At 72.5% G+C, this 26,201-nt stretch carries 25 protein-coding genes and 1 pseudogene; 11 read left to right on the forward strand and 15 right to left on the reverse strand.

From position 1 onward, the window contains the following. The first annotated feature begins 59 nt into the window (after nt 1-59). Together RV983_RS33685 and RV983_RS33690 are read left to right on the forward strand one after the other, a co-directional pair. Entirely contained in the window at nt 60-302 is a 243-nt protein-coding gene (locus RV983_RS33685) for a hypothetical protein (protein ID WP_475989493.1), read from the forward strand. An 81-nt stretch (nt 303-383) separates the two neighbouring features. Continuing rightward, a complete protein-coding gene (locus RV983_RS33690) occupies nt 384-1,748 on the forward strand; it encodes a glycoside hydrolase family 26 protein (protein WP_475989494.1) in 1,365 nt (454 codons plus the stop codon). A 67-nt stretch (nt 1,749-1,815) separates the two neighbouring features. Here RV983_RS33690 and RV983_RS33695 read toward each other — a convergent pair. The 3 genes and pseudogenes from RV983_RS33695 to RV983_RS33705 form a co-directional block, all read right to left on the reverse strand. After that, nucleotides 1,816-2,109, reverse strand: a pseudogene (locus RV983_RS33695) (alpha/beta hydrolase); the annotation flags it as partial. A gap of 91 nt (nt 2,110-2,200) precedes the next feature. Next, complete coding sequence (gene poxB, locus RV983_RS33700) at nt 2,201-3,940, reverse strand: ubiquinone-dependent pyruvate dehydrogenase (protein WP_475989495.1); 1,740 nt, start codon at nt 3,938-3,940, stop codon at nt 2,201-2,203. Nucleotides 3,941-4,078: 138 nt separating this feature from the next. After that, nucleotides 4,079-6,571, reverse strand: coding sequence for an excinuclease ABC subunit UvrA (locus RV983_RS33705; RefSeq protein ID WP_475989496.1), 2,493 nt, complete (start codon nt 6,569-6,571; stop codon nt 4,079-4,081). A 237-nt stretch (nt 6,572-6,808) separates the two neighbouring features. Between RV983_RS33705 and tkt the strand changes: the two genes are divergently transcribed. Next, entirely contained in the window at nt 6,809-9,040 is a 2,232-nt protein-coding gene (gene tkt / locus RV983_RS33710; RefSeq protein WP_475989497.1) for a transketolase, read from the forward strand. 145 nt (nt 9,041-9,185) lie between these two features. Here tkt and RV983_RS33715 read toward each other — a convergent pair whose 3' ends face one another. Together RV983_RS33715 and RV983_RS33720 are read right to left on the reverse strand one after the other, a co-directional pair. Further along, nucleotides 9,186-9,572, reverse strand: coding sequence for a TraR/DksA family transcriptional regulator (locus tag RV983_RS33715; protein WP_475989498.1), 387 nt, complete (start codon nt 9,570-9,572; stop codon nt 9,186-9,188). 81 nt (nt 9,573-9,653) lie between these two features. Next, a complete protein-coding gene (locus RV983_RS33720; RefSeq protein WP_475989499.1) occupies nt 9,654-10,529 on the reverse strand; it encodes a LysR family transcriptional regulator in 876 nt (291 codons plus the stop codon). A 170-nt stretch (nt 10,530-10,699) separates the two neighbouring features. Here RV983_RS33720 and RV983_RS33725 point away from each other — a divergent pair, with 170 nt between their 5' ends. Then, nucleotides 10,700-11,557, forward strand: coding sequence for an aldo/keto reductase (locus RV983_RS33725; protein WP_475989500.1), 858 nt, complete (start codon nt 10,700-10,702; stop codon nt 11,555-11,557). A 70-nt stretch (nt 11,558-11,627) separates the two neighbouring features. Here RV983_RS33725 and RV983_RS33730 read toward each other — a convergent pair whose 3' ends face one another. After that, a complete protein-coding gene (locus RV983_RS33730) occupies nt 11,628-12,395 on the reverse strand; it encodes an NPP1 family protein (protein WP_475989501.1) in 768 nt (255 codons plus the stop codon). Between the two features lie 412 nt (nt 12,396-12,807). Between RV983_RS33730 and RV983_RS33735 the strand changes: the two genes are divergently transcribed. Beyond that, a complete protein-coding gene (locus RV983_RS33735; RefSeq protein WP_475989502.1) occupies nt 12,808-13,086 on the forward strand; it encodes a hypothetical protein in 279 nt (92 codons plus the stop codon). Between the two features lie 80 nt (nt 13,087-13,166). Here RV983_RS33735 and RV983_RS33740 read toward each other — a convergent pair whose 3' ends face one another. From RV983_RS33740 to RV983_RS33755, 4 genes are all read right to left on the reverse strand, one after another. Beyond that, nucleotides 13,167-14,111 carry a lactate/malate family dehydrogenase gene (locus RV983_RS33740; protein WP_475989503.1) on the reverse strand — a complete coding sequence of 315 codons (945 nt, stop codon included), beginning with the start codon at nt 14,109-14,111 and terminating at the stop codon, nt 13,167-13,169. A gap of 122 nt (nt 14,112-14,233) precedes the next feature. Continuing rightward, on the reverse strand, nt 14,234-15,253 hold the full coding sequence (locus tag RV983_RS33745; protein ID WP_475989504.1) for an alcohol dehydrogenase catalytic domain-containing protein: 1,020 nt from the start codon (nt 15,251-15,253) through the stop codon (nt 14,234-14,236). 337 nt (nt 15,254-15,590) lie between these two features. Further along, nucleotides 15,591-16,175 carry a CGNR zinc finger domain-containing protein gene (locus tag RV983_RS33750; protein WP_475989505.1) on the reverse strand — a complete coding sequence of 195 codons (585 nt, stop codon included), beginning with the start codon at nt 16,173-16,175 and terminating at the stop codon, nt 15,591-15,593. A 152-nt stretch (nt 16,176-16,327) separates the two neighbouring features. Further along, nucleotides 16,328-17,428 (reverse strand): right-handed parallel beta-helix repeat-containing protein, encoded by a 1,101-nt coding sequence (locus RV983_RS33755; RefSeq protein ID WP_475989506.1) that lies wholly within the window; start codon nt 17,426-17,428, stop codon nt 16,328-16,330. 338 nt (nt 17,429-17,766) lie between these two features. On the opposite strand from RV983_RS33755, the gene RV983_RS33760 reads away from it, so the two are divergent. Both RV983_RS33760 and RV983_RS33765 read left to right on the forward strand, forming a co-directional pair. Next, nucleotides 17,767-18,333 (forward strand): cysteine hydrolase family protein, encoded by a 567-nt coding sequence (locus tag RV983_RS33760; protein ID WP_475989507.1) that lies wholly within the window; start codon nt 17,767-17,769, stop codon nt 18,331-18,333. A 211-nt stretch (nt 18,334-18,544) separates the two neighbouring features. Further along, entirely contained in the window at nt 18,545-19,192 is a 648-nt protein-coding gene (locus RV983_RS33765; protein WP_475989508.1) for a hypothetical protein, read from the forward strand. A 12-nt stretch (nt 19,193-19,204) separates the two neighbouring features. Here the strand turns inward: RV983_RS33765 and mug are convergent, their stop codons facing one another. Both mug and msrA read right to left on the reverse strand, forming a co-directional pair. Continuing rightward, the gene (gene mug, locus RV983_RS33770; RefSeq protein ID WP_475989509.1) at nt 19,205-19,801 is read right to left on the reverse strand and encodes a G/U mismatch-specific DNA glycosylase; all 597 of its coding nucleotides are present in this window, start codon (nt 19,799-19,801) and stop codon (nt 19,205-19,207) included. 118 nt (nt 19,802-19,919) lie between these two features. Then, on the reverse strand, nt 19,920-20,435 hold the full coding sequence (gene msrA / locus RV983_RS33775) for a peptide-methionine (S)-S-oxide reductase MsrA (RefSeq protein ID WP_475989510.1): 516 nt from the start codon (nt 20,433-20,435) through the stop codon (nt 19,920-19,922). Between the two features lie 477 nt (nt 20,436-20,912). Here msrA and RV983_RS33780 point away from each other — a divergent pair, with 477 nt between their 5' ends. Then, nucleotides 20,913-21,875 (forward strand): RNA polymerase sigma factor, encoded by a 963-nt coding sequence (locus tag RV983_RS33780; protein WP_475989511.1) that lies wholly within the window; start codon nt 20,913-20,915, stop codon nt 21,873-21,875. Between the two features lie 84 nt (nt 21,876-21,959). Further along, nucleotides 21,960-22,850: an alpha/beta fold hydrolase gene (locus RV983_RS33785; RefSeq protein WP_475989512.1), complete on the forward strand. Its 891-nt coding sequence runs from the start codon at nt 21,960-21,962 to the stop codon at nt 22,848-22,850. A 49-nt stretch (nt 22,851-22,899) separates the two neighbouring features. On the opposite strand, the gene RV983_RS33790 is transcribed toward RV983_RS33785, so the two are convergent. Beyond that, nucleotides 22,900-23,301 carry a VOC family protein gene (locus RV983_RS33790; protein ID WP_475989513.1) on the reverse strand — a complete coding sequence of 134 codons (402 nt, stop codon included), beginning with the start codon at nt 23,299-23,301 and terminating at the stop codon, nt 22,900-22,902. A gap of 259 nt (nt 23,302-23,560) precedes the next feature. On the opposite strand from RV983_RS33790, the gene RV983_RS33795 reads away from it, so the two are divergent. Then, complete coding sequence (locus RV983_RS33795; RefSeq protein WP_475989514.1) at nt 23,561-24,115, forward strand: TetR/AcrR family transcriptional regulator; 555 nt, start codon at nt 23,561-23,563, stop codon at nt 24,113-24,115. 14 nt (nt 24,116-24,129) lie between these two features. Here RV983_RS33795 and RV983_RS33800 read toward each other — a convergent pair whose 3' ends face one another. Further along, nucleotides 24,130-24,558: a prolyl oligopeptidase family serine peptidase gene (locus RV983_RS33800; RefSeq protein WP_475989515.1), complete on the reverse strand. Its 429-nt coding sequence runs from the start codon at nt 24,556-24,558 to the stop codon at nt 24,130-24,132. Nucleotides 24,559-24,809: 251 nt separating this feature from the next. Here RV983_RS33800 and RV983_RS33805 point away from each other — a divergent pair, with 251 nt between their 5' ends. Beyond that, nucleotides 24,810-25,652, forward strand: a complete 843-nt coding sequence (locus RV983_RS33805; RefSeq protein ID WP_475989516.1) for a prephenate dehydratase — start codon at nt 24,810-24,812, stop codon at nt 25,650-25,652. Between the two features lie 32 nt (nt 25,653-25,684). Here the strand turns inward: RV983_RS33805 and RV983_RS33810 are convergent, their stop codons facing one another. Continuing rightward, nucleotides 25,685-26,170, reverse strand: a complete 486-nt coding sequence (locus RV983_RS33810; protein WP_475989517.1) for an SDR family NAD(P)-dependent oxidoreductase — start codon at nt 26,168-26,170, stop codon at nt 25,685-25,687. Nucleotides 26,171-26,201 lie beyond the last annotated feature (31 nt).

Below are 26,201 nucleotides of genomic sequence, written 5' to 3' on the forward strand. Positions count from 1 at the left end.
GGCAGATCCAGGTCGTCGCCGGATGCACGGGCTGTGTATCCGCGTCCCTGGACCGGCACTTGGACAGCGGCGCCGACCGCGTGCCCATCGTGCTCGCCCTGTCGCGACGCGCTCGGGAACGGCTGCTGGGCTGGACGCCCGCGATCCCCGGGGACGTCGTGAACGGCACCGGCACCGGCGGTGAGGGGCCGGTGTTCACGGGTGATCTCGGCATCGGCCCGATGCCGGCGTTCGCCGACGTGTTCATCGCCCTCCTGCGCGGCGAACGGCGCTCGGACCCGGCATCGACGTGGGCGCGCTGACGGCCGGGCGGAGGGCCGGGGCGGCCCGGCACCCCCCGGGCGTAGGCTGGTGAAGATCCGTCCCTTATCCGAGGTTGAATCTTGCGCAGACGTACGTTCGTGGCCGCCCTCGGCGCGACAGCCGCCGCGTCCGTCGTCCCGGGAGTGCTGCGCCCCGCCGAGCCGGTCATCGCACCCACGCTGACGGCCCGGGACCGGGCCGCGTCGACGAACGCGCGGTCGGTGTACGACCACCTGGTGTCGCTGGAGAACGCCGCGCGCTCCGGGACCCACCCGATGACGATCATCGGGCAGCACATCGAGACCCAGCAGGAGCTCTACAACGCGAGCTACGGGGACACGGGCGGCACGACGTTCTCCGGTTACTACTACAAAAAGGCGCGGGACCTCACGGGCAAGCTCTCCGGCTTCGTCGAGATCGACCTCGGGCCCGGGTACGGCGCGACCGGCTGGGGGACATACGGGGACCGTTCCTACAACCGGCCACTGGGGCTGCCGACGGGACGGCAGCAGTGGCGGTACGCGGACGACGCCGTCGACCTCGCCTTCGGTGTGTGGAAGGGTCTGCCACGCCCGGCGGACGGGACCTACAACCCGGACGGGGCCGTGGCCCGGCACGACGGGGGTACCGCGACCCTCACCAACGGCGGCGCGGCTTCCGGGATCGTGGGCATGAGCTTCCACCAGCCGTACCCCGGTTCCCCGCGGAAGTCCTGGAGCAGCGTCCTCACCCAGGCCGAGGGGCGGCACCCTGGCGGTGACGTGTCCTATCCGGTGGCCACGCTCACCACCGACCAGGCATGGTTCGACCGCGTGGTCGACTGGGAGTCGGACACCCCGGAGTACCGGGCGCTCCTCGCCGACCTGGGCTTCCTCGCGGCCGCGCTCTCGTACTTCGCCGCATGGGACGTTCCCGTACTGCTGCGGCCGTACCACGAGATGAACAGCGGCTGGTCCTGGTGGGGAGGGCGGACCCCGGCCTCCTACCGGAAGCTGTGGCGGATCACGTACGACTACCTGGTGAGGACGAGGGGCCTGCACCATCTGATCTTCGTCTGGGCGCCGAACGCCTGGAACCCGAGGGGGAGCGACGTGCCGTGGGACCACTACCCCGGTGACGCCCTCGTCGACATCGTCGCCGTCGACGACTACCGCTTTGCCGACTCGGACCTCACGAACGTGTACCACAAGGGGCTGGCCCGCTACGCGAAGCCGCGGATGCTCGCGGAGACGTACAACGTGCCGATCACGGCGGGGGGTTCGAACGCCCTGACCCGCAGCCCGTGGGTGATATGGAGCACTTGGGGCTCCGCGCTGACCAGGACGCAGTACAACAGCACCGCGGACGTGAAGGCGACCTACTCCGCCACGGACCAGGTGTACACGGGTGGTTCGGGCACCGGGTTCGGGCAGAACTTCGCCTGGGACTCGATCCACGCCCACTGACCGACGGCCCCGGGCGCGGGCGGCCATGGCCGGTCATGGCCGGTCCCCACGCCGTCACGCGCGGTCGCCGGGCCAGTAACTCGCGGAGCGCCTTCACGACCTCTCCCGAGGCCTCCTCGGCCATGAAGTGGCCGCAGCCAACCGTCAGATGACGCAGATCGGCTGCTGACGCGGCCCACAGCGCGGCGGCGTCGAAGCCGAGGGCGGCGCCCCAGTCCTGCTGGAACACGGTCACCGGCCTCTCCAGTCCGTGGCCGGCCTCGCGGTCGGCCCTTTCGTGCGCGACGTCGATCCCGGCCGAGGCGCGGTAGCCCGCGACGATGGAGGGGACGGCCCTGCGTGACGCCGTGAGGTAGGCGGCGGCGCACGCCGGCGCGCCCACGACCGCCTCCTCCCCGCCGCCGGTGAACGCGCCGGTGCCGGTGGAGGCCTCTTCGCCCTCGGGCCCGTCTCTAGCCGATCCTCAGTTCGCGGAGGTTGGTCCTGGCGAGCTCCACGATCTCGTCGGCGCGGCCGGACAGGATCGTGCGGGTGGCGAAGAGGGTGAACCCCTTGAGCTGCTCGAGGGTGATCTTGGGCGGCATGGACAGCTCGTGGCGGGCCGTCCGCGCGTCGATCACAGCGGGTCCGTCGTGCGCGAAGGCCGCGGCCAGGGCGTCGCCGAGCTGGTCGGCGCGGTCGACGCGGGCACCGAAGAGGCCGGCCGCGCGGGCGATGCCGGCGAGGTCGGCGTCGGCGAGCCCGGTGCCGTAGTTGACGATGCCGGCGGCCTTCATCTCCAGTTCCACGAAGGCGAGGGCGCTGTTGTTGAAGACGACGGCCTTGACCGGCAGGTCCAGTTGGCGCAGGGTGATCAGCTCGCCGAGGAGCATCGTCAGACCGCCGTCCCCGCAGAAGGCGACGACCTGGCGGCCGGGGTGGGACGCCTGGATGCCGATCGCGTGCGGGAGGGCGTTGGCCATGGAGCCGTGGTTGAACGAGCCGACGAGCCGGCGCTGCCCGTTCATCGTCAGGTAGCGGGCCGCCCAGACCGTGGGGGTGCCGACGTCCGCCGTGAAGACCGTGTCATGGCCCGCGATCCGGTCCACGGCGGCCGCGACGTGCTGCGGATGCATGGGCCCGTCCGCCGAACCGCCCTCGGCGAGGTGGCCGAGGTGGGCGCGTACGTCGCGGTAGTGGCCGGTCATCCGGTCCGCGAAGGAGCGGTCGCTCCTGGGCCGGAGCAGTGGCAGCAGGGCGGCGGCGGTGTCCTTGACGGTGCCGACGAGAGGCACGTCCACCTCGGTGCGCCGCCCGATGTGCTCCCCGCGCACGTCGACCTGGACGACCGGCACGCCGGCGCCCGGGTAGAACTGCCGGTACGGGAAGTCGGTGCCGAGCATGAGCAGCGCGTCGCAGTGCTCCATCGCGCGGTAGCCGGAGCTGTAGCCGATGAGGCCGGTCAGCCCGACGTTGTAGGGGTTGCCGTACTCCAGGTACTCCTTGCCGCGCAGCGAGTGCACCATGGGCGCCTTGAGCGCGTCGGCCAGCGCGACCGCCTCGTCGTGGGCGTCCCGGCAGCCGGCGCCTCCCAGGATCGCGGGCCGGTCCGCCGCGTTGAGCACCTCGGCGGCGCGCCCCAGGGCCGCGTCGTCGGGGCGTACGTGCGAGTGCGTGCCGATCACCGGGCGCGGGGCTCCCGGCAGGGAGCCGTCGGCGAGGAAGAGCTCACCGGGGACGACGAGGACCGCGACGCCTTCGCGCTCCAGCGCGGTGCGCATCGCGATGCGCAGCAGCCGGGGCACCTGCTCGGGCGTGGAGGCCATCTCGCAGTAGACGCTGCACTCACGGAACAGATCCTGCGGGTGGGTCTCCTGGAAGTACCCGCCGCCGATCTCGGCGCGCGGGATCTGTGCGGCGATCGCCAGTACCGGGACGCGGCTGCGCTGCGCGTCGAACAGGCCGTTGATCAGGTGCAGATTGCCCGGTCCGCAGCTTCCGGCGGCCACCGCGAGCCGGCCGGTGACGCCCGCCTCGCCCGCGGCGGCGAAGGCGGCGGCCTCCTCGTGGCGCACGTGCGCCCAGTCGACGGAGCTGTTGCGGCGCAGTGCGTCGGTGAACCCGTTGAGGGAGTCCCCCGGCAGGCCGTAGACGCGCCGCACCCCGGAGGCCGCCAGGGTGGTGACCATGATGTCCGCGACGGTGGTACCCATGCCGGTCCTCCAAGGGGGTCGGCGGACGTCGGGGTCGCCCGCGGGACACCGGGACATTCTGTGCCATGTCGGATCATGTGCAGGTATGCGACACGGTGCCGCGCAACGCCGTCCACAGACCCCGCCGCCCCGTGCGCCTCAGCCCGTGATCCGGCGCGCCAGGTACGCCGCCGTCCGGCTCCCGGCCGCCTTCGCCACCTCCGCCGGCCGTCCTGCGGCGACGACGCGGCCGCCCGCGGCACCGCCACCGGGGCCCAGGTCGACCACCCAGTCGGCGCCCGCGACCACACCCATCTCGTGCTCGACCACGAACACGGAGTGGCCCGCGTCGACGAGTCCGTGCAACTGCCGCATCAGCAGCTCCACATCGGCGGGGTGCAGCCCCGTCGTGGGCTCGTCCAGCAGGTAGACGGTGTGACCGCGGCGGCCGCGCTGCAACTCCGAGGCGAGCTTGATGCGCTGCGCCTCGCCACCCGACAGCTCGGTCGCGGGCTGCCCCAGCCGCAGGTAGCCCAGGCCGACCTCGCGCAGGGTGCGCAGGCTGCGCGCCACCGGGGGGACGTCGGCGAAGAACTCCGCCGCCGTGTCGACGGTCATGCCCAGGACCTCGGCGACGTTCCGCCCCCGGTAGCGGACCTCCAGCGTCTCCTGGTTGTAGCGGTCCCCGTGGCAGACCGGGCAGGGCGCGTACGTGCCGGGCAGGAAGAGCAGTTCCACGGCGACGAAGCCCTCGCCCTGGCAGGTCTCGCAGCGCCCGCCGGCGACGTTGAACGAGAAGCGGCCCGCCCTCCAGCCGCGCCGCCGCGCGTCCTCGGTGCCCACGAAGAGCTTGCGCACGGCGTCGAACAGCCCCGTGTAGGTGGCCAGGTTGGAGCGCGGGGTGCGGCCGATCGGCTTCTGGTCGACCTGCACCAGGCGGTCCACCGCCTCCATGCCGTGGGCCGTGACGCCGGTGACGGGATCGGCGGGAGCGCCCTCCGCCTCGTCGTCATCGTCGCCCTTGTCCTCCGCGGCGCCTCCGCCCGGGCCCAGGTGCTCGGTCAGGACCGCGCCGAGCACGCCGACCAGCGTCGATTTGCCCGACCCCGACACCCCCGTGATCGCCGTGAACACCCCCAGGGGCAGCGCCACGTCCAGACCGCGCAGATTGTGCCGGGTGACGCCGTCCAGGCGCAGCCACGCCGCGGGCTCGCGCGGCGTGCGCCCGGCCGCCGCGTCGGGGCCGTCCGCGAACAGGAAACGGCGGGTCGCGGACTCCTCGACGGACGCCAGAGTCTCCACCGGTCCGCTGTGCAGGACCCGGCCGCCGTGCTCGCCGGCCAGCGGCCCGACGTCGACGATCCAGTCCGCGCGGCGCACCACGTCCATGTCGTGCTCGACGACGTACACGGTGTTCCCCGCCTCGCGCAGCCGCACCAGCACCGTCAGCAGGGCTTCGGTGTCCACCGGGTGCAGACCGGCCGACGGTTCGTCCAGGACGTACACGACACCGAACAGGCCCGATCTCAACTGCGTGGCGAGGCGCAGTCGTTGCAGTTCGCCGGGAGACAGCGTGGGGGTCGTCCGGTCCAGGCTCAGATAGCCCAGGCCGAGTTCCGTGATCACCTCCACGCGGGCCACGAGATCGGCGCACAGGGTCGTGGCGATCTGCCGCCCGGGACCTTCGGGAAGGTCGTCCACCCGGCCGCGTGCCGCGGGCCGCAGCGCCTCGGCGAGGCCCGCCAGCGGCAGGGCGTTGAGCTCGGCGATGGTCCGTCCGGCGAAGGTGACGGCCAGCGACTCGGGGCGCAGCCGGCTGCCCCCGCAGGCCGGGCACACCGAACTCTCCAGGAAGCGTTCCGCGCGGGCCCGCAGCGTCTGGCTCCTGGAGTCGGCGAACGTGTGCATCACGTACCGCCGGGCGCTCTGGAAGGTGCCCTGGTACGGACGCTGGATACGGCCCGCCTCGCGCACCGGATGCACCGTCACCACGGGCTGCTCGTCGGTGAACAGGAGCCAGTCCCGGTCCGCGCGCGGCAGGTCGCGCCAGGGCCGGTCGACGTCGTGGCCCAGGGTGCGCGTCACGTCCAGCAGGTTCTTGCCGTGCCAGGCGCCCGGCCAGGCGGCGATCGCGCCCTCCCGGATGCTCAGCGACGGGTCCGGCACCATCAGTTCCTCGGTGGCCCGGTGCACGCGGCCCAGGCCGTGGCAGACCGGGCAGGCACCTGCCGCGGTGTTGGGGGAGAAGGCGTCGGAGTCCACCTCCGGCGCGCCCTCGGGATAGCGGCCCGCGCGGGAGAAGAGCATCCGCAGCGTGTTCGACAGCGTGGTCACGGTGCCGACATAGGAGCGCGAGGTCGCCGAGCCGCGCCGCTGCTCCAGTGCGACGGCCGGCGGCAGCCCCAGGATGTCGTCGACCGCCGGGGCGCCCACCTGGTGGATCAGCCGCCGGGCGTACGGGGCGACCGACTCGAAGTAGCGCCGCTGCGCCTCCGCGTAGATCGTGCCGAAGGCCAGCGAGGACTTGCCGGAACCGGAGACCCCGGTGAAGACGGCCAGGACGTCGCGGGGGATGTCCACGTCGACGTTCCGCAGGTTGTGCTCACGGGCGCCGCGCACACGGATGTACGGGTCGTGGGCCGTGCTGTCCATGCCCCTCCGGGGATCTCGTCCGGCGCTGTCCGGCTGCTCGCGACCCCCAGTGTGCGCCCGCGGCCGCCCGCCCGCAGACCGGTGCCAGTGGGAACACGCGGTCGCGCGAGCAGTGATCCTCACGTCATATGGAGGGAGCCGACGTTTCGGCCGCGATGCGGGGGTACGCGTCGTCCAGGTGGCGGCGGTGCGCAGCGCCGCCCGCGCGGGTCCGTCAGTGAGCGAGGGAGTGATGGTATGACCAGCCGGCAGTCCGAGGGAACGGTCTTCGAGCGGGACCGGGACCTGCCCGCCCCGGTGGCGGCAGAGGCGGGGTGGGACGCGACGGACGTACGGGCGGTCGACACGATCCGGGTGCTCGCCGCGGACGCGGTGCAGAAGGTGGGCAACGGCCACCCCGGCACGGCCATGAGCCTGGCCCCGCTGGCCTATCTGCTCTTCCAGCGGATCATGCGCCACGACCCCGCCGACGACCAGTGGCTCGGCCGGGACCGGTTCGTGCTGTCGTGCGGGCACTCCAGCCTGACCCTCTACATCCAGCTGTACCTGTCCGGCTACGGGCTCGAGCTCTCCGACCTGGAGGCGTACCGGACCTGGGGCTCGGCGACCCCCGGCCACCCGGAGCACCGGCACACCCGGGGCGTGGAGATCACCACCGGCCCCCTGGGCCAGGGCCTGGCCAGCGCCGTCGGCATGGCGATGGGCGCCCGCCGCGAGCGCGGGCTGCTGGACCCCGACGCGGCCCCCGGCACCAGCCCGTTCGATCACCACGTGTACGTGATCGCCTCGGACGGCGACATCATGGAGGGCGTCACCTCCGAGGCCAGTTCGCTCGCCGGCCATCAGCGGCTCGGCAACCTCGTGGTCTTCTACGACTCCAACCGGATCTCCATCGAGGACGACACCAACGTCTCCTTCAGCGAGGACGTGGCCGCCCGCTACGCCGCGTACGGATGGCATGTCCAGACCGTCGACTGGATCCGGACCGGCGAGGACGTCGCATACGTCGAGGATGTCGACGCGCTGCTCGCGGCCGTCGGCGCGGCGCAGCAGGAGACAGGGCGCCCGTCACTGATCGTGCTGCGCACCGTCATCGGCTGGCCGGCGCCCACCAAGCAGAACTCGGGCAAGGCACACGGCTCCGCCCTGGGCGACGAGGAGGTCGCGGCCACCAAGAAGGTCCTGGGCTTCGACCCCGTCCGGGACTTCGTGGTCGAGGACGCCGTCCTGGAGCGGGCCCGGGCGGTCCGCGAGCGCGGCCGCGAGGAGCACGCGCGGTGGGAGGAGCGCTTCGAGGCCTGGCGCGCGGCCAACCCGGACAACGACCGCCTGCTGGGCAGGCTGCGGGCCGAGGAGTTCCCGAAGGGGTGGGCCGACGCGATCCCGGAGTTCCCGGCCGACGAGAAGGGCATGGCGACCCGCAAGGCGTCCGGGAAGGTGCTCACCGCGCTCGCCGGGGTGCTGCCCGAGCTGTGGGGAGGTTCGGCCGACCTCGCCGGGAGCAACAACACCACGATGGAGGGGGAGCCCTCGTTCCTGCCTCCCGAGCACCAGACCGATATGTGGAAGGGCGGCCCCTACGGCCGCACCCTGCACTTCGGCATCCGCGAGCACGCCATGGGCGCGATCCTCAACGGCATCGCCCTGCAGAGCCTCACCCGCCCCTACGGCGGCACCTTCCTGACCTTCAGCGACTACATGCGCCCGGCCGTGCGGCTGGCCGCCCTGATGAAGCTGCCCACGATCTACGTGTGGACCCACGACTCCATCGGCCTGGGCGAGGACGGTCCCACGCACCAGCCCGTCGAGCACCTGGCCGCGCTGCGCGCCATCCCCGGCCTCGACGTGGTGCGGCCCGCCGACGCCAACGAGACGGCCGTGTGCTGGCGCACCGTCCTGGAGCACAAGGACCGGCCGGCGGCCCTGATCCTCACGCGGCAGAACCTCCCCGTCCTGGACCGCGGTTCCGGCGGGGGATTCGCCCCGGCACGCGGCGCCGCCAGGGGCGGCTACGTCCTGGCCGAACGGGGACCGGGACCGGAACCGGAGATCATCCTGGTGGCCACCGGCTCCGAGGTGCAGATCGCGCTGGAGGCGTGCGGACTGCTGGCCGCCGAGGGCCGCACCGTGCGGGTGGTGTCGATGCCGTGCAGGGAGTGGTTCTCCGCCCAGGACCGGGCGTACCAGGACGAGGTTTTGCCGCCGGCCGTCCGGGCGCGGGTGAGCGTCGAGGCCGCGGTCGGCCAGGGCTGGCGTGAGGTCGTGGGCGACGCGGGGCGGATCGTGAGCCTGGAGCACTTCGGGGCCTCGGCCGACTACAAGCGGATCTACCAGGAGTTCGGGATCACGCCCGAGGCCGTCGCCGAGGCCGCGCGGAAGAGCGCCGACGACACGCGGCGTCCCGCCCGCCCCGGCGGCGTCCAGCACACCGCGGCGCCGGCCGGGGGCGGGACCGCCGACCGCGGCTGATCTGCGCGGGGCAGGCCGCCCTCCCTGAGCTCGCCCAGCCGGCGCCGTCATGCGGTCCGAAGGCCGCACACCGGCCGGGCGGGCTCTGCCAGCCTACGTCGGCGCTGGTGAGGACGGCGTGTCGCAGGCGTCCCCGCCCCGCACCTCAGCGCCCGGCGGACGCCGCGCAGTCGATGCAGTGCCGGACGAGGGGCAGGGCCAGGACGCGTTCCCGGTCGATCGGCCGGCCGCAGGAGGCGCAGATTCCGTAGTCGCCGCCGTCGAGCCGGCCCAGTGCCTCGCCGGCCAGGTGCAGCTCCTCACGGGCGTGTTCCGCGCGGTCGGCGATTCCCTGGGACCGCGTCGTCCGCTCGGCCTCGTCGGCGGCGTCCAGAACGCAGTCGTCGGAGAGCGCCGCGTGGTCGCGTGCGGCGTCCGCGAGACCGGCCCGGGCGGCGCCGGCCGCGGCGGTGAGCACTTCGCGTACGTGCTGGCGGTCCTCGGCGGTCACGGCCGGCGGGCCGGAACCCCCTTGTGCTTCCGGAGGGACCATGGGTGGCTCCGTCCTCGTCTCCGCGAGCGGGTCAGGGCGGGTCAGGGCGGTTCAGGGGAGTTCAGGGGAGTTCAGGGGAGTTCAGGGAAGGTACGACAGCAGGGTGCGGGCCGCCGGGCTGACCCGGTCCTCCTTGGGCAGGGCTGCCGAGACCTCCCACTGGTGGTCCTCGGCGCCCACCAGGTCGACGGTGCACAGGCCCGCCGCGTGTTCCTTGCGGGCGATCGGCAGCGGCACGACGGCGATGCCGAGCCCGTGGTGCACCAGGTCGATCAGGCTGTGCACGTCGTTGACCTCCAGGGCCACCCGGCGGTGCACGAGGTTGGCCGCGAACGCCCGGTCGCTCAGGCCGCGCGCTCCCCAGTCGGGGTGGAAGTCCACGAACACCTCGCCGCCCAACTCGTCCCAGGCCACCTTCCCCGCTGTGGCCAGCGGGTGATCCGGGTGGCAGAGCACCACCATCGGGGCGCGTGTCAGCGGCTGGAAGCGGACGCCCTCCGGGGCCTCCCCGCACAGGGCGGTGAACGCCACATCGAGCCGGCCCGTGGTGATGTCCTGGACCAGCGCCGCGGAACCGGCCTGCCGCAGCCGGATCTCCACACCGGGATGCCGCGAGCGGAAGCGGGCGAGCAGGGCGGGAAGGTCCACTCCCGCCACGCACTGCTCGGTCCCGATCGTGAGAACGCCGCGCATCAGGCCCTGCACCGCGTCCACCGCCTCCCTGGCGGCGCGCACGCTGGACAGAGCGCGGGAGGCCTCGGCGAGCAGCGCCTCGCCCGCTGCGGTCAGTTCCACACTGCGGGTGCTGCGTACGAACAGCGGTGCGCCCAGCTCCTGCTCCAGGGCGCGCACCGAAGCGGACAGACCCGACTGGGAGATCATCAGCCGTTCGGCGGCGCGGGTGAAGTGGTGTTCCTCCGCCACCGCGACGAAGTGCTCGAGATGCCGTAGCTCCATGATTCAGAAGCGTAACTCCTGAATGTGTTCGTTTTCTCCTGTTGGACGTGTGGGCCGGGATGCGGTCAGGCTGTGAGGGTGCCGGCCCGGCCGCGGATCACCTCCGGTCGTGCCGGCACGACCAGCCGGGCATCCCGGCTGGGACGCACGTCGAAAGAGGTCACGGACACATGCAGACTCGCCGCATCGGTGACATCGAGGTCAGCGCGATCGGCCTGGGCGGGATGCCCATGTCGATCGAGGGGCGGCCGGACGAGGCACGGTCCATCGACACCATCCACGCGGCGCTCGACGCCGGCGTGACGCTGATCGACACCGCGGACGCGTACCACCTCCACGCCGACGAGGTCGGCCACAACGAGACGCTCATCGCCAAGGCCCTGACCTCGCACGGCCGCGGCTCCGAGGTGCTGGTCGCCACCAAGGGCGGTCACCTGCGCCCCGGCGACGGCAGCTGGACGCAGGACGGTTCGCCCGCGCACATCAAGCAGGCGTGCGAGGACTCCCTGCGCCGCCTGGGTGTGGAGGCGATCGGGCTGTACCAGTTCCACCGCCCCGACCCGAAGGTGCCCTACGCCGACTCGGTCGGCGCGGTGCGCGACCTGCTCGACGAGGGCAAGATCCGCATGGCCGGCATCTCCAACGCGAACCCGGAGCAGATCCGGCTGGCGAACGAGATCCTCGGCGGCCGGCTGGTCTCGGTGCAGAACCAGTTCTCCCCGGCCTTCCGCTCCAGCGAGCCTGAGCTGCGCCTGTGCGACGAGCTCGGGATCGCGTTCCTGCCCTGGAGCCCGCTCGGCGGCATCGCCCAGGCCCGCGAACTGGGTTCCGCCTACGCGCGGTTCGCCCAGGTCGCCGAGGCGCACGGCGTCAGCCCGCAGCGCGTGTGCCTCGCCTGGATGCTCGCCAAGTCCCCGGTCGTGGTCCCGATCCCGGGGTCCAGCCGGCCGGAGACCATCCGCGACTCGGTGGCCGCCGCCGAACTCGTCCTGACCGCCGAGGAGTTCGCCGCACTCGACGTGGTGTGACCCCCGTGGTGAGGGGCCGGGGACGGGACGGCGGCCGGTGTGAGCGCCCTTCCGTCCCCGGCGTTCGTCATCAGGCGTTGGGGTCGAACGGCACACCGGCCGGTACGGCCTTGGCGAGGTGCGCGTTGAAGTTGCCGTCCTTCAGTCCGAAGACGGCGCTGCCGAAGTCGTACGCGCTGAGCTTGTCGCGCAGGCCCGCGGGGTAGCCGTTCCAGCCGACGAGGGTCGGGTACTGCCAGGTGTGGTAGTGGTTCTCCGGCGGCTCGTCGTTGGTGTTGGCGAGCCGGAAGCAGTGGGTGCCGACGCCGTCCTTGTGGTAGACGACCTTGGGGTGGGTCCCGTCCCAGCGGACCTGGTCGGCGCTGTAGACATTGAAGTTGCCGTGCGCGGATGTGGCCACGTACTTCGCCTGGTTGTCCTGCACCCAGACGACGACGTGCTCCCAGTCGTTGCGGTGTCCGCCGAGGCTGATGCCCGGGATGGCCTGGTCCTTCTCGAAGTAGAGACCGTAAATGATCGCGCACCAGCCGTTGTTGCACTTGTAGCGCGAGTAGCCGTTGGTGTTGTCGAGGTCCGCGGCGTCGCGGCAGTTGCCGTTGAGGGCGCCGGTCGGGTTGAGGCCCGGGTTGATCGTGCCGTCGCGGCCGATGGCGGGCGAGGAGTAGCAGCCGTCAGTGTCGTAGTCGAAGGCGGGCTCGAAGCTCTGCTCGAAGCTGTCCGCGTTGGCGGGGAGGGCGGGGGGCGGGGCGGCGAAAGCCACGCCCGGCAGGGCGAGCACCAGCGCGGCGGCGCCGCCGAAGACGACGGAGACTCTGCGGATCCGGGGGCTGTTCTTCACTGCGTCCTCCTGATCGGCCGCGGCGGGGGGAGCGCGGCCCGATTGACATGCCCGGATCAGCTTTGTCGAACCGTGTTGACGCATCGAGAGTTGCCAGGTGTCACCGTGATGAAGGGTCAGCCAATAGCCGGGACGCCCGCCATGACCTGCCGTGCGTCACCCGGCGACCACGGGTGTGTCACCGTACGGAACGCTTGCGCCCAAGGCGGGACGCCGGCACCGGCCGCTCACTAGGCTGCGGCAGCCGGATGCCGTGGGGGCGTCGGCGGGAGGGGGAGTCATGAAGTACGCAGTGTCCGCAGCCCTGTTGCTGCTATTGGTCACCGGCTGTGGGGGCAATGGGGGGTCCGAAACGGCGGACGCGCCGTCATCCGGCGCATCACGGGCGGGTGACGGCGCGCCGGACAGCGGAGTGTCCAAGGCCCCGGAGAAGGACGGGAATCCGGTCGACAGCGCGGCGTTCTGCGCGTTCCTCAAGGACGTGGAGCCGGACATCAAGGGCGTCGGATCGGACGTCGGCGCGCAGGCGCAGCTGGCCATCGCCCTGGCCGGATGGGTCGGCGAGCACCCCGATCAGAAGCCGCGGACGGCCTCGGACCTCGACGACGCGGCACAGCAAGGCTGCCCGGAACTCAGGGAGTCGGTCGTGGGCGCCACCGGTTCCGGCAGCTTCGAGGAGGCGCTCGGCTGACGCTCTTACGGATGACCGCGGGGCCCTCCGGACGGAGGGCCCCGCGGTCACTTCTCCGAGTGGCGCGGCAGCGCGGGCGGTTACAGCAGGCTGAGCGCCCGGTCGGCAGCCTTGCGGAGGACGGCGGCGCTGAGGATCAGCTCGTCCCGCTCCTGGTCGTCCATGGCGGGCTCGAACGCCTCGCGCACCCCTTCGGCACCCAGCACCGCCACGAGCGAGAGCGTCGTGCCGTACGCGGGGGAGTGCGCGGCGACGGGGAGGACCGCGCCCTCGTCGCGCAGCACCGCCTCGACGAGGCGCGCGGAGACCGCGCCGATGCCGTACTGGCTGGCGCCCGTGCCCTCGATGATGGTGATGTTCGCGTACCGGATGGCGTCCTCGATCCGCGCGCGTGCGTCCGCCACCGAGGTGCCGGACCGCCGCAGCATCTCCGCGACGGGGATCCCGCCGGCCGTGGCCGAGGACCACAGCAGCACCTCCGAGGTGCCGTGCTCGCCGACGACCATCGCCTGCACGTCGGCCGGTTTCACCCGCAGCCGGTCGGCGAGGTGGACGCGGAAGCGGAGGCTGTCGATGAGGGTGCCCGTGGAGAAGACGCGGTCGTGCCCGGCGAGCCGGCGTGTCACCTCGGCGAGGGGTTCGGGCGGGTCGGTGACGACCATGAGGACCGCGTCCGGCGCCGCGGCGACGACCTGCGGCACGACGTCGGCGAACACCTTGGTGTTGGTGTCCAGCAGTCGCAGCCGCCCCTCCGGGTCGGAGCGGTCGGTCGCACCGCCGCCGCGTTCGTTCACCCCCGCCGTGATCGCCACGAGGGCGGCGCCGGAGAGGTCCGGGTAGCCTCCCGCGCGCACCCGCACGGTGGGGGAGAGCGGCGCGGCGTAGCGCAGGTCGGCCACGACGCCGTCCGCCCGTCGGGTGTCGCGGTCGATGAGGACGATCTCGCGGCACATGCCGCCCCGCTCGACCAGGCAGAGCGCGGTGGCGGCTCCCACGGAGCCCGCTCCGACGATGCCGACCTTCATGGGGACCAGTCCTTGTCTGCGGGGAGTCAACGGATCCAGGTCCAGCATCATCGCCGCCACGGGCCCGCGCATCCGGTGGGCCGCCCGGCGTGTGGGCCGGGCGGCGGTGCCGTGGCCGTCCGTCAGCCGCGCGTGTCCAGGACGACGCGGAAGCGGGCGCGGCCGGACATCATGTGCGCGAAGGCCTTGGGTGCCTCCGACAGGGGCATGACCTCGTTCATCGACCGGATCTCCTGGCGAAGGGCGAAGCTCAGGTTGTCCTCGTTCTCGATCGACGAGCCGGTCAGGCTGCCGGTGACGGTGCGGGTGCCGAAGATCATCGCGACCGGGTCGACGGGGACGGGCTCGCTGCCCGCGCCCACGATGATCAGGCGGCCGCGCGATGACAGGCCGCCCACCAGCGGGCCCATGGAGGCGCTGTCGGACGCCGTGGCGATGATCGCGGCGGCTCCGCCGAGGGCCTGCAGGGCCTGGGCCGGGTCCGTGGCGAGGCTGTCGATGTAGTGCTCCGCGCCCAGCTCCGCCGCGAGCGGGGCCTTCTCCGCGCCGCGGGCGATGGCGGCGACCCGGTAGCCGAGGCTGCGCGCGTACTGCACGCCGAGGTGGCCGAGGCCGCCGATGCCCTGCACCGCGACCAGGTCCCCGGGCCGGGCGCCGGTCTGCTGGAGCGCCTTGAAGACGGTCAGGCCGGCGCACAGCAGCGGGGCGGCGTCGGTCGAGGACAGGCCGTCCGGGATGCGCACGAGACCGCTGGCCCGGGCGTACGCGACCTCGGCGTAGCCGCCGTCCGTCGTCGTGCCGGTCGTGGGCTGGGCGGCGCAGTTGACGAAGTCGCCCCGGCGGCAGGAGTCGCACGTGTGGCAGGGGCCGCTGAGGAAGCCGACGCCGACCCGGTCGCCGGCCTGCCAGGCGGTGACGCCCGCGCCGACGGCGTCGATCACGCCGACGATCTCGTGGCCGGGGACGATCGGCACGGAGGGGTCCGGCCGCAGCGCCCCCACGACGGCGAGGTTGTCGGAGTGGCAGACACCGCAGGCCTCCACGCGCAGGCGGACCTGCCCGGGCAGCGGTTCTGTCAACTCCCGCTCGACGAGGGCGAAGTCGCCGGATCCGGACACCTGGACGGCTCGATACACGGACATGTTCTTCCTTACGGGTGGGGGGCGGGGCGTGGTAGGAGGGGCGCGGTGGGGTCACGGCGCCTGAGAGCCGGTCGTCGCGCGGGAGTCCTGCTCCTGCCGGACCGGACCGGCGGGGGCGCCGTTTCCGGTCCGGCTGAAGTGACTCATGGGGATGCGCTCCAGCCTTGTCGTTGCGTAAGCGTCTTACGGCTCTTGATGCTTACGACGCTAACACGGCGAAGCGAGGGGCGTAAAGGTCTATATGGAATAGCCCATGTTCCATCAAGCGCGGGAGCCAGGAGCGGCCGGGCGCGGCGCGCGGGGGAGCGGGGTGGTGGAGCCGGACCGGGACCTGCGGTCAGTGACCGCTGTCGCCCGCCGTGGCCGATGTGCTGCTGCGCGCCCGGTACGCGGCGACATTGGCGCGGTTCCCGCACACCTCGTACGAGTGCCAGCGCCGCGTGCGGCTGCGGCTGGTGTCGTAGAACACCTCGCGGCAGATCTCGCTGGCGCACAGGCGCAGCCGCGACCACGTGCCGGCGTCGACGAGTTCGGCGACGGCCAGAGTGATCCGGCCGACCACGGGGTCGCCGGAGGTCTGCCGCATGGAGACGGCGCCGGGGGTGGAGAAGTCCTGCTGGAAGGTGACGGAGGACACGCGCCCGGAGAAGGCCGCCCAGTCGCCGCCGGAGTCGTCGGGATCGTCGTGCTCGGTCAGGGCGAGCAGGTGGTCGCGCACCGCGCGGACCAGTTCCACGCGCCGCGCCGGGGGGGCGTCGTCCTCCTGCCCGAAGGGGCGCAGCACGGTCGCGGCGGACCCGGGTGTGTCGAGCTTGTCGGGCATGCCGGCGTAGGGGCGCGAGTTCAGCAGGTCGACCAGGGCGGCGGCGGTCCCGGGCACGGAGTCTTCCCGGGTGGCGGCGCGCGGCGTCCTGGTCGGCATGGCGCCAGGGTACACCGACATGGACATTACCGGCGATGCCCTTACGGGGCGGATGGCGACGGCGCGCGCCCCGTCACCGCGGGGTCGCGCGCCGTCCGTGTTCCGCTGTTTCGGGCCGTGGCCGCCGGCCGTGCCGCCGGAGCGGTCGCGGGTCAGTGCATCGCCTGCAGTTCCCGCGGCTCGGTGGTCTCGGACTGGTTGTCGGCGAAGGTGTTGCCGGTCCCCGCCGTGTCGCGGTTGGCCAGGTCGGCCGGCTGGTTGCCGCGCACGACGTTGTCGTGGATGGCGTTGCCGGTGTTGGCCTTGCCCACCACGCTCTTGAAGAGCACGATGCCTCCGGACATGGGCGACTTGCCGGTGTTCCCGCGCACGTCGTTGTCGGTCACGACGGTCTTCTCCACGCCGGTGAGCAGGATGCCGGTGCCCTGGATGAAGGGGAGGCGGGCGCTTGCCGCGCAGTACTTGTTGTTCTTGGTGACGGTGTTGTGGCTGACGGTAAGAGCGCCGCCGCGCGGCACCCCCTCGTCGCCCACCACGAAGATGCCGCCGCAGTTGGCGCCGATCCGGTTCTTCTCGACGGAGAGATTGCGGACCCGGCGCAGTGTGAGACCGAACCGGTTCCCGTTGAGGGTGTTGTCCTTCACGAGCGCGCCCTTGGTGTCGAGGGCGCCGCCCTCGGTGTTCATGGAGTTGGCGAGGAAGATCCCGGACTCGCCGTTGTTCGTCGCGGTGTTGCCGGTGAACTGCCCGCGGACGGACTTCTCGAGCAGGATGCCCTGCTGCTTGTTGTCCCGGGAGGTCACCTTCACCACCTCGAGGCCGTCGGCCAGTGTCGCGTGGACGCCGTTGGTCTTGAAGCCGGTCACCGTCAGCGACTCCAGCCGCACGTCGGTGGCCTTCTTGTGCGTCGTGCCGGTGACGCAGATGCCCTCGCCGGCCTTGGCGCAGGCGTTCTCCTTGCCGTTCTTGCTCGGCATGATCACGGTGGCCGTGCCGGCGCCGCGCAGCGTCAGCCGCGGCGTGGAGATCTGCACGCTCCCGTTGTAGGTGCCCGCCTCGATGTCGATGACGTCCCCGGGCGCCGCGTGATCCACCGCCGACTGGATCGATTCCCCCGGATGGACGGTGTGGGCGCTCACCTTCTGCATGGCGCTGCTGCTTTCGGTGCTGCTTCCGCAGCCGACCGCGCCCACGGCGAGCGTCGCCGCGGTCGCCGTGACCACGACGGCTCGGTGAGACCGAGGATGCTTCATGACGCGTACCTGCTTTCCGCTGACCTGGGTGAGCCGTCGAAAAGAGACGCTATGGAGGGTTATGAACCCCCGCCACTGGAGAGGGTCCGGGCAGTACCGGTAGCCGGATCGGGTCGCCTCCGGTCCCGGGGCGGATCGCGACCGGCCCCCGGGGCCTCGCGGACCGCGCCGCGCACCGGGCAGTCGCTCCGTCAAGGGGCGGCAGCGGGTGCCGATTTGCCCTCCGCGCCGATCGCGCGCGGTCGCGGGCTCCAGGCGCGCGATCCGGGGTCGTTGTCAGTGGCCCGTCCTAGTGTGAGGGGCGACACAGGTCCGCGACGAGAAACCGAGGTCCCCTCATGACGACCCTGCCCGATCGGCCGAACAGCGCGCTCCTCGTCATCGACGTCCAGAACGGCGTGGTGGACGGTTCGCACCGGCGCGACGAGGTGATCGCCAACATCAACACCCTGGTCGGCACGGCGCGCTCGCAGGACGTGCCCGTCATCTGGGTGCAGCACTCGGACGACGGCCTGAAGCGGGACAGCGAGGCGTGGCAGTACGTGCCGGAACTCGTCCGCGCGGAGGCCGAGCCCCTCGTCCACAAGAGGTACGGCGACTCCTTCGAGGAGACGGAGCTTGAGGCACTGCTCGCCGAGCGCGGGGTCGGCCGGCTCGTCGTCACCGGTGCCCAGACCGACGCCTGCATCCGCTCGACCCTCCACGGCGGCCTCGTCCGCGGGTACGACGTGACCCTGGTCGGCGACGCGCACACCACGGAGGACCTCTCCGCCTACGGAGCACCCACCCCGGAGCAGGTCGTCGCGCACACCAACCTCTACTGGAAGTGGCAGAGCGCCCCCGGCCGCCGTGGTGGGACGGTCGACACGGCGGACGTCAGCTTCGCGGCGGTGGACGAGGACTGAGCGCCGCGGGTGAGAGGCCGCGCGGGGTCCCCGCGCGGCTTCTCCGCCCTGCGGGGCGGGAACGGCACTCCGTGCGCCGCCCGTGTGCTTCCGATGCGCGCTTTCAATTCGGCCGAAACCAGATGGCCGATTCGGTACGTCTGTAGGTTCACCTGCGCGGGGCAAGGTGCCGGGCGGGGACGTACGACGAAAGCTTGGGGGGATCGCATCGATGGTGAACACCCGTATCCGTGACCGCGGTCGAGCGCGGACCGGAACGCCGGGCGGCAGGCGCCGGAGGGCGCTGCTCGGGGCGCCCGTGGCGCCCGTGGCGGCGCTGCTGGTCCTCGCGCTCGCGGGATGCCAGGACCCGGGGTCGGACGCCGGCGACAAGGCGAGTGCGCCCGCCGGGAGTGCCACCGCCGGGGGCGCGGCGGCCCCGGGCACGTCGCAGTCGGACGGGCAGTCGTCCGCGCCCGCGTCGTCCTCGGCCACTTCCTCGGCCACCTCGGCGGCGGACAACCCGTGTGCGCTGGTGAACCAGACGGAGGCCGACCAGCTCGCGGGCATGTCGCTGGGGCCCGGAAAGGTCATCGCGGACACCTGCACCTACACCGCGCCGCCCAGCGGCCCGACCGGGCAGGTCGAGGTGTTCGCGGGGGAGTCCGGCGCCAACTACTACGACGCCGAGCACCAGATCCACGGCGACAGGCTGAAGCCGCTCAAGGACGTCGGCGACGAGGCGTACCTGGAGGACGGGTCCGTCTTCCTCCGCGTGGGCGAGGAGTGGGTCTCGATCCGGCTGGTGCGCACCGAGGACTCCCAGCAGAACGACAGGCCGCTGACGGACCTGGCGCGTACGGTCGCCACCCGCCTCTGACCGGCACGTTCCTCACATGGCGTCGACCGGGATGCCGGACCGGTCCGGCATCCCGGTCGCCACGCGCAGGCGGGTGAACTCCCGGGCCAGCGCGGCGGGCGGGTAATGGGCGTTCAGCCCGCTGGGGTTGGGCAGCACCCAGATCCGTGTCCCGCCGATCGTCTCCTCCTGGGGGCCCACCACCGCGTCGGGCACGCCGAATGCCGCGCGGTAACCGGTGACGCCCAGCAGCGCCAGCCACACCGGGCGGCGGGCGCGCACCCGGCGGCGCAGCGTCCGTCCGCCGGCCACCAGCTCGGCCTTGGACAGCTCCGCCGCCCGGACGGTCGGCCGGCGCACGATGCACGTGATGCCGATGCCGTACCGCAGCAGTTCGGAGTCCTCCTGGCCGGTGAGCCGCCTCGGGGTGAAGCCGGCCCGGTGCAGCGCCGGCCACAGCCGGCTGCCCGGGGTGGCGAAATGGTGCCCCGCCCTGGCCGAGGACAGGCCGGGGTTGATGCCCACGAGCAGCAGCGGCAGGTCGTCGGCGATCAGGTCCGACAGCCGGCCCGCTCCAGCCGGTGCCCCGGGTGCCCCGGGTGCCGCGGTGGTGGCGGGTGTGTCCGTCATCCGTCCTCCTCGTGCTCGTCGTCGTGCCGGTACGCGTGGCGCAGGACCGTACGGGAACGGCCCCGCCCCCGAAGGGGAAGGGCCGTGGCCGCCGGGATGCCGCGCCGTCCTACCGGGGTCAGTCCCGGGCGCGGGCCGGAAGCTTCCAGTTCGGGCGCGGGAAGTGGCAGGTGTAACCCTCGGGGTAGCGCTCCAGGTAGTCCTGGTGCTCGGGCTCGGCCTCCCAGAACGGGCCCACGGGCTCGACCTCGGTGACGACCTTGCCCGGCCACAGCCCGGACGCCTCGACGTCCGCGATCGTGTCCTCGGCGACCCGCTTCTGCTCGTCGTCGGTGTAGTAGATCGCCGACCGGTAGCTCACACCGATGTCGTTGCCCTGGCGGTTCTTCGTCGTCGGGTCGTGGATCTGGAAGAAGAACTCCAGGAGTGCCCGGTAGTCGGTCCCCGCGGGGTCATAGGTGATCTCGATGGCCTCGGCGTGCGTGCCGTGGTTGCGGTAGGTGGCGTTGGGCACGTCGCCGCCGGTGTATCCGACCCGCGTCGAAATCACGCCGGGCAGCTTCCGGATCAAGTCCTGCATGCCCCAGAAACAGCCGCCCGCCAGGATGGCCTTGTTGTTCGTCGGCGCGGTCATGGTCGGTCCTTCCCTCTCGTCGTGTCCGTTTCCCGCTACGCGGTCAACGGCGCGCGGCCGCCGGGGATTCCCGTCGTGCCTGTGCGCGCTCTCCTCGCCGCCGGCCGCCGGCCGCCGGTCACGGGTCCCGGCCCGCCGCCGGTCGTCTCCCAGTATTCGCCCTCGCGGGCCGCGCAGGCGACGGCAGGGTCCCCGGCACCGGGCAAGCAGCGCCGTGTTCGTCACCCTGCGCGCAGGGTGACGAACACGGGCGTGGGGGGAGGATCTCCCCGATCTCCTGCCGCGCGGGGCGTGTTACCGTCGATGGCCGCGGTGCAGCACCCGGCGGTGCCCCGCGGCCCGCGCCCTTCCCCGGTTCCCGGGACGCGTGCGCGAGTGGTTCCCCGACGCGGACCCGGCGTGGTGACCTTGGTGTGAGAGATGCCTGTGGGACGGAAGTCATGACACATTCCGCCCCCGGGTACAGGAAGGTACGGCATGTGGCGTGACCCCTCCCCGGTGGCTGACCCCGGCGGCGACGTGGCCCTGACCCGTGCCGCACAAGCCGGTGACGTCGTGGCGCTCGGGCTGCTGCTGGAGGCCCACCAGCCCCGCATGCGCGCGGTCGCGCTCAGCATCCTGGGCCCCGGGGCCGACGCCGACGACGCCGTCCAGAACGCGGCGCTGACCGCCCTGCGCCGGATCGGCGACGTGCGCGACCCGGAGGCCGTGGGCTCGTGGCTGCGCATGATCGTGCGCAACGCCTGCCGGAGTTTCCTGCGCACGTCCCCGCACACCGTGCCCCTCGACGACCTCACCCGTATCGCCGCGGGCCCCGGCCCCGAGGAGGTCCTGGAGCGCCACGCGCTGCGCGACTGGGTCTGGGAGGCGATGGAGGAACTGTCCCCGACGCTGCGCGTACCGCTGGTCCTGCGGCATTTCAGCTCGCGTGTCACCTCCTACGAGGAGATCGCCCGGGCCTGCGCGGTGCCTGTGGGCACGATCCGCAGCCGGCTCAGCCAGGGCCGGGCCAAGCTCGCCGAGGCGCTGGCCGCGACGGCGGCCGGCGCCCACAGCGACGCCGCGCGGCGCACGTCGGCCAGTTGGGAAGAGGCCCACGACACGCTGGCGGCCGCCGAGCGCGGCGACTTCGGCAAGGTGCTCGCCGAGCGGTGGAGTCCCGGCGCCGCGCTGATGCGGGGCGGCACCCGGCTGGGCGGCACGGACGCACTCCTGCTCGGGATGGAGTGCGACCTGATCGCCGGGGTCCGGCAGCGGCCCGTCCACGTGGCCGCCGGCAAGGGGCTCACCGTCTGGGAGATGGACCTGATCAATCCCCCGGACAACCCTGACCACTGCCCGCCCGCGGTGGCCTGGATCATGACGCTCGACGCCGGCCGGGTGGAGCGCTTGAGCCTCTACCACCAGGCGCGGGTGCCGCTTCCGGCCACCGCGGCGTGACCGAGGTCACGTCGCCGCGATCGAACTCGTTCCTCCCGTCCGCGTCCTGTCGGTGTCCCCGCCCCTTCACCGATGGGAACCGCGATGAACGCACCTACCGCCGCTCAGCCTGCGCCCGGCACTCACACGATCACCGTGAACGGTGTCGACCAGCGTTACCACGTACACGGCACCGGCCCGGTGTGCATCGCGCACTCGGGCGGGCCCGGCATCTCGTGGGAGTACCTGCGGATGCCCGAGCTGGAGCGGCACCTCACGATGGTCTACGTCGAACCGGTCGGCACCGGGGGCTCCGGCCGTCTGCCCTCGCACCCGCACGGCTACACGCGCGAGCTCTACAGCCGGTACCTCGACGCCGTCATCGACGACCTCGGTGTGCCCACGGTTCACCTGCTGGGCCACTCCCACGGCGGCTTCGTCGCGCAGTACCACGCACTGCACCGGCCCGGCCGGATCGCCGGGATCGTCCTGTACGACAGTGCGCCCGTCACCGGTCCCGAGCACGGCGCCGAGGCGATGCGCAAGGTCGAGGAGTTCGCCGCCCGGCACGCGGAGAACCCCGGTCTGCCGGGGGTCCTCAACGCGTTGCAGTCGGTGTCCTCCATGGCGAGTGACGAGGACGTGGTGGCCGCGATACAGGGGTTGCTGCCCGCGTACTTCGCCGACTACTGGGGCAGGGAGAGCGAGTTCGCCCCGCTGCGGGAATCGGTCACCGGGTGGTACATCTCGGGCCTGGACGCCGACCTCTCCCCGGACCTGATCGACGACCGCGGGTCACTGGGTTCGCTGACGGTGCCGGCGCTGGTCGTCGTCGGGCGGTACGACGTGATCTGCGGTGTGCGGTGGGCGGAGGAACTGCGGAAGCTGATCCCCGGCGCCGAGCTGCTGATCCTGGAGGACAGCGGGCACTTCGGGCACATGGAGCAGCCCGGGGAGTTCGCGGCCGCCGTCGCGGCCTTCGTCACGCGCGGCTGAGCCGGAGCCCTGCGGGCGGCCCGGCCGGGCCGCCCGCAGGGCGCGTTGGTCAGGCGCCGTCCACCTGCTCGTGACTGCCGTAGGGGCGGGTGATGATCTCCATGCCGTGCCCCGCGGGGTCCAGGAAGTACAGGCCGCGGCCGCCGTGGTGGTGGTTGATCTCGCCCGGCTGCTTCAGGCGCGGATCCGCGTAGTACGTGAGGCCGCCCTCCTTGATGCGGGCGAAGGCGGCGTCGAACTCCTCGTCGGGGACGAGGAAGGCGTAGTGCTGCATGACGATCGACTCCGCGGGCAGGGTGGCGAAGTCGAGGGTGACCCCGTTGCTCGTGGCGACCGGGACGAACGGCCCCCACTCGGCGCCGACTTCGAGGCCCAGGATGTGGGCGAGGAAAGCGGCGGACTCCCGGTTGTCCCGGGCGTGGACGATGGTGTGGTTCAACTCGACGGGCATGTGTGGAATGCCTCCGTGGGCAATCTCACGGGCACCTCCATGCCTCACCCGGCCGGTGACCGGCACGCGATGCCGTACGTCGAGCCTAGCGCCCACCGCGCGGGGGAGGGGCCCGATGCCGGGCCGGGACTCCGCCGGGACGGATAGATGTCGAGTACCATTGAACGAGCGGCCGGGTGACGGCCGGTCCGTGCGGGGGCAGAACCACCGGCCGGCCATGCGGTGGTTCACCGGAGGCGGAACAAGAGGGGGACCGGACATGAGCAGGGTCTCGCAGGCCGAGGCACGGGCCAACAGGGAGCGCGTGGTCGAGGCCGCCTCGCGGCTGTTCCGCCAGCGGGGTGTGGCGAACGTCAGTGTCGTGGACGTCATGCGGGCGGTCGGTCTGACCCAGGGCGGCTTCTACAAGCAGTTCGCCTCCAAGGACGCTCTGGTCGCGGAGGCCGAGGCCAAGGGCTTTGGGGGCATGCTCCAGCACCTGGCGGAACTGGACGCGGACTCCGGCGGCCACGATGCGGCCGTCTCCGCCCTGTGCGACACGTACCTCTCCAGCGACCACCGCGACGCCCTCGGTACCGGGTGCCCGGCGGCCGGCTTCGGCGGCGACGTCGCACGGGAACCCGAGTGGCGCCCCGCCTACGCGGCGGGCGTCCGCGACATGGCCGACTGGATCGCTCCCGGAAAGGCGGGGATGGCGGCCCTGGCCACGCTCGTGGGAGGCATCCTCCTCTCCCGGGCGACCGCGGGATCCCCCCTCTCCGAGGAGATCCTCCAGGCCGTGCGCGAGGCCACGACGCAGGCGACGCGCCAATAGCGAGCCGGCGGCCGTCACCGCACGGCGGTGCGGGCCGCCCGCCCCGGGCCCTCGGCTCCCGACGGCGTGCATCCGAAAACGCTTCCGTACAGGGACAGTTCCGCCTCGAGCGAGCTGACCATGGTGTCCTGCCGCCGGACGCCGTGGCCCTCCCCCTCGAAGACGATGGGGGAGTACGGGACGGACCGTGCCTCCATGCCGCGCAGGAACGCCGCGCTCCGGCCGGGCGGGCAGATGACGTCGTCCGCGCCATGGAGGAGGACGAACGGGACGGTCACCTCGGCCGTGCGGAAAGCCGGGGAACGCTCCTCGTAGTGCTCGGGCACCGACTCCGCCGGCCCGACCGTCGAGCCGGGCTTCAGCGCGACCGACCTGCACGGTCCGAGCGGCGAAGGCATCCAGAGCCCCGAGGAGGGCGCCGAGGCGATCGTGATGCTCGCCACGATCGCCCAGGACGGCCCCACCGGCACTTTCACCGACCGCACCGGGCCGTTGCCCTGGTGATCTCCCGCCCCGGCGGGCCCCGGCCGGTGTGCCGCCTGGGCCCGCCGGAGACGGTCCGTCCGCACGCTTTCGCAGGTGATCCCAGTAACATGCCTGGAGTGGGTCCGAGCGGCGCATGCCCGTGCCGGTCCCGTACGCACCGCCGACCGACGGTCGCGGCCAGCCCCGAGCCGGAGATAGCGACACGCACATGGTGACCATCGCCTACCAGGGAGAACCGGGGTCGAACTCGGCCGCCGCGGCCCGTGACCTGTACCCCGGAAGCCGCGACCTGCCCTGCACGACCTTCGAGCAGGCCCTTGAGGCGGTGACGCTGGGCACCGCGGACTTCGCGGTGATCCCCATGGACAACTCCGCCGCCGGCCGCGTCGCCGACGTCCACCACCTGCTGCCGGACTCCGGCCTGTCGATCATCGCCGAGTACTTCCTGCCCATCCGCTTCGACCTGATGGGCGTTCCCGGCGGGTCGCTGGAGGACGTGGAGTGCGTCCGCAGCCACGTGCACGCCCTGGGCCAGTGCCGGAAGATCATCCGCGAGGGCGGCTGGCAGACCCAGGTGAGCGACGACACGGCCGGCGCCGCCCGCGAGATCGCCGAGCTCGGCGACGCACGGCACGCGGCGCTCGCCCCGCCCGGCGCCGCCGCCCTCTACGGGCTGAAGGTGCTGCGGGGCGGCGTCGAGGACACCCACGACAACACCACCCGCTTCGTCGTCCTGTCCCGGGAGGCGCAGCTCCCGGCGGTCACCGGCGAGCCGATGATGACCAGTCTCTTCTTCTCCGTGCGCAACATCCCGAGCGCGCTGTACAAGGCCCTGGGCGGCTTCTCCAGCAACGCCGTGAACATCACCAAGATCGAGAGCTACCAGGTCGGCGCCGGTCTCGCGGCCAGCCGCTTCTACATCGAGATCGAGGGCCACCCGGACGAGAGCAGGGTCGCCCTGGCCCTGGAGGAGCTGCGCTTCTTCTCCTCCGAGGTGCGCTTCATGGGGGTGTACCCGGGGCACCCCCACCGCGCCGCCGAAGGCGCCTGACCGCTCACGCGTGCCGCGGGCCCCGTCGCTCCTCACCGAGGAGGGACGGGGCCCGCGGTGTACCCCTGACCGGCGTAGCGCCTCGCCCGCTGCGACAGCGAGATCAGCGGAGCGAGCGCGAGCCGGGCCTCGTCGTAGGCCTTCCAGGTCTCGTACTCCGGCAGAGAGGGGATCGTCACCGGTTCGCCCGCGTCGAGACCGGCGAGTGCGGCTCGGGCGGAGTCCCGCGGGGACATGACCGCCTCCTTGGGCAGCTGGCGCAGCGCGATGTCCGAACCGTCCCAGATCGCAGTCTCCAGCACGCCCGGGACCACGACCCGCACCCGCGCCGGGCAGTCGGCGAACTCCTGCGCCGGTGCCTGGGTGAACGCGATCACGTGCGCCTCGGCCGCGCCGTACACCGCGGCGACCGGCGGGGTGTTCAGCGCGAACGCGGACGAGATGTTGACGATCGAGCCCGCGCCGCGCCCGGCGAAGGTCTTCGCCGGGGCCGCCGCGATCCGGGTGGCGGAGGTCACATCGCAGCGTGATCAGCGACTCCAGCCGGTC

This window comes from Streptomyces sp. RLA123 (assembly GCF_056270165.1).

Bases quoted from the DNA above. Each gene is read 5' to 3' on its own strand.
- poxB (WP_475989495.1), bottom strand. From the start codon at position 3,940: ATGGGTACCACCGTCGCGGACATCATGGTCACCACCCTGGCGGCCTCC.
- RV983_RS33705 (WP_475989496.1), bottom strand. From the start codon at position 6,571: ATGGACAGCACGGCCCACGACCCGTACATCCGTGTGCGCGGCGCCCGT.
- tkt (WP_475989497.1), top strand. From the start codon at position 6,809: ATGACCAGCCGGCAGTCCGAGGGAACGGTCTTCGAGCGGGACCGGGAC.
- RV983_RS33715 (WP_475989498.1), bottom strand. From the start codon at position 9,572: ATGGTCCCTCCGGAAGCACAAGGGGGTTCCGGCCCGCCGGCCGTGACC.
- RV983_RS33720 (WP_475989499.1), bottom strand. From the start codon at position 10,529: ATGGAGCTACGGCATCTCGAGCACTTCGTCGCGGTGGCGGAGGAACAC.
- RV983_RS33725 (WP_475989500.1), top strand. From the start codon at position 10,700: ATGCAGACTCGCCGCATCGGTGACATCGAGGTCAGCGCGATCGGCCTG.
- RV983_RS33740 (WP_475989503.1), bottom strand. From the start codon at position 14,111: ATGAAGGTCGGCATCGTCGGAGCGGGCTCCGTGGGAGCCGCCACCGCG.
- RV983_RS33745 (WP_475989504.1), bottom strand. From the start codon at position 15,253: ATGTCCGTGTATCGAGCCGTCCAGGTGTCCGGATCCGGCGACTTCGCC.
- RV983_RS33750 (WP_475989505.1), bottom strand. From the start codon at position 16,175: ATGCCGACCAGGACGCCGCGCGCCGCCACCCGGGAAGACTCCGTGCCC.
- RV983_RS33755 (WP_475989506.1), bottom strand. From the start codon at position 17,428: ATGAAGCATCCTCGGTCTCACCGAGCCGTCGTGGTCACGGCGACCGCG.
- RV983_RS33760 (WP_475989507.1), top strand. From the start codon at position 17,767: ATGACGACCCTGCCCGATCGGCCGAACAGCGCGCTCCTCGTCATCGAC.
- RV983_RS33765 (WP_475989508.1), top strand. From the start codon at position 18,545: ATGGTGAACACCCGTATCCGTGACCGCGGTCGAGCGCGGACCGGAACG.
- mug (WP_475989509.1), bottom strand. From the start codon at position 19,801: ATGACGGACACACCCGCCACCACCGCGGCACCCGGGGCACCCGGGGCA.
- msrA (WP_475989510.1), bottom strand. From the start codon at position 20,435: ATGACCGCGCCGACGAACAACAAGGCCATCCTGGCGGGCGGCTGTTTC.
- RV983_RS33780 (WP_475989511.1), top strand. From the start codon at position 20,913: ATGTGGCGTGACCCCTCCCCGGTGGCTGACCCCGGCGGCGACGTGGCC.
- RV983_RS33785 (WP_475989512.1), top strand. From the start codon at position 21,960: ATGAACGCACCTACCGCCGCTCAGCCTGCGCCCGGCACTCACACGATC.
- RV983_RS33790 (WP_475989513.1), bottom strand. From the start codon at position 23,301: ATGCCCGTCGAGTTGAACCACACCATCGTCCACGCCCGGGACAACCGG.
- RV983_RS33795 (WP_475989514.1), top strand. From the start codon at position 23,561: ATGAGCAGGGTCTCGCAGGCCGAGGCACGGGCCAACAGGGAGCGCGTG.
- RV983_RS33805 (WP_475989516.1), top strand. From the start codon at position 24,810: ATGGTGACCATCGCCTACCAGGGAGAACCGGGGTCGAACTCGGCCGCC.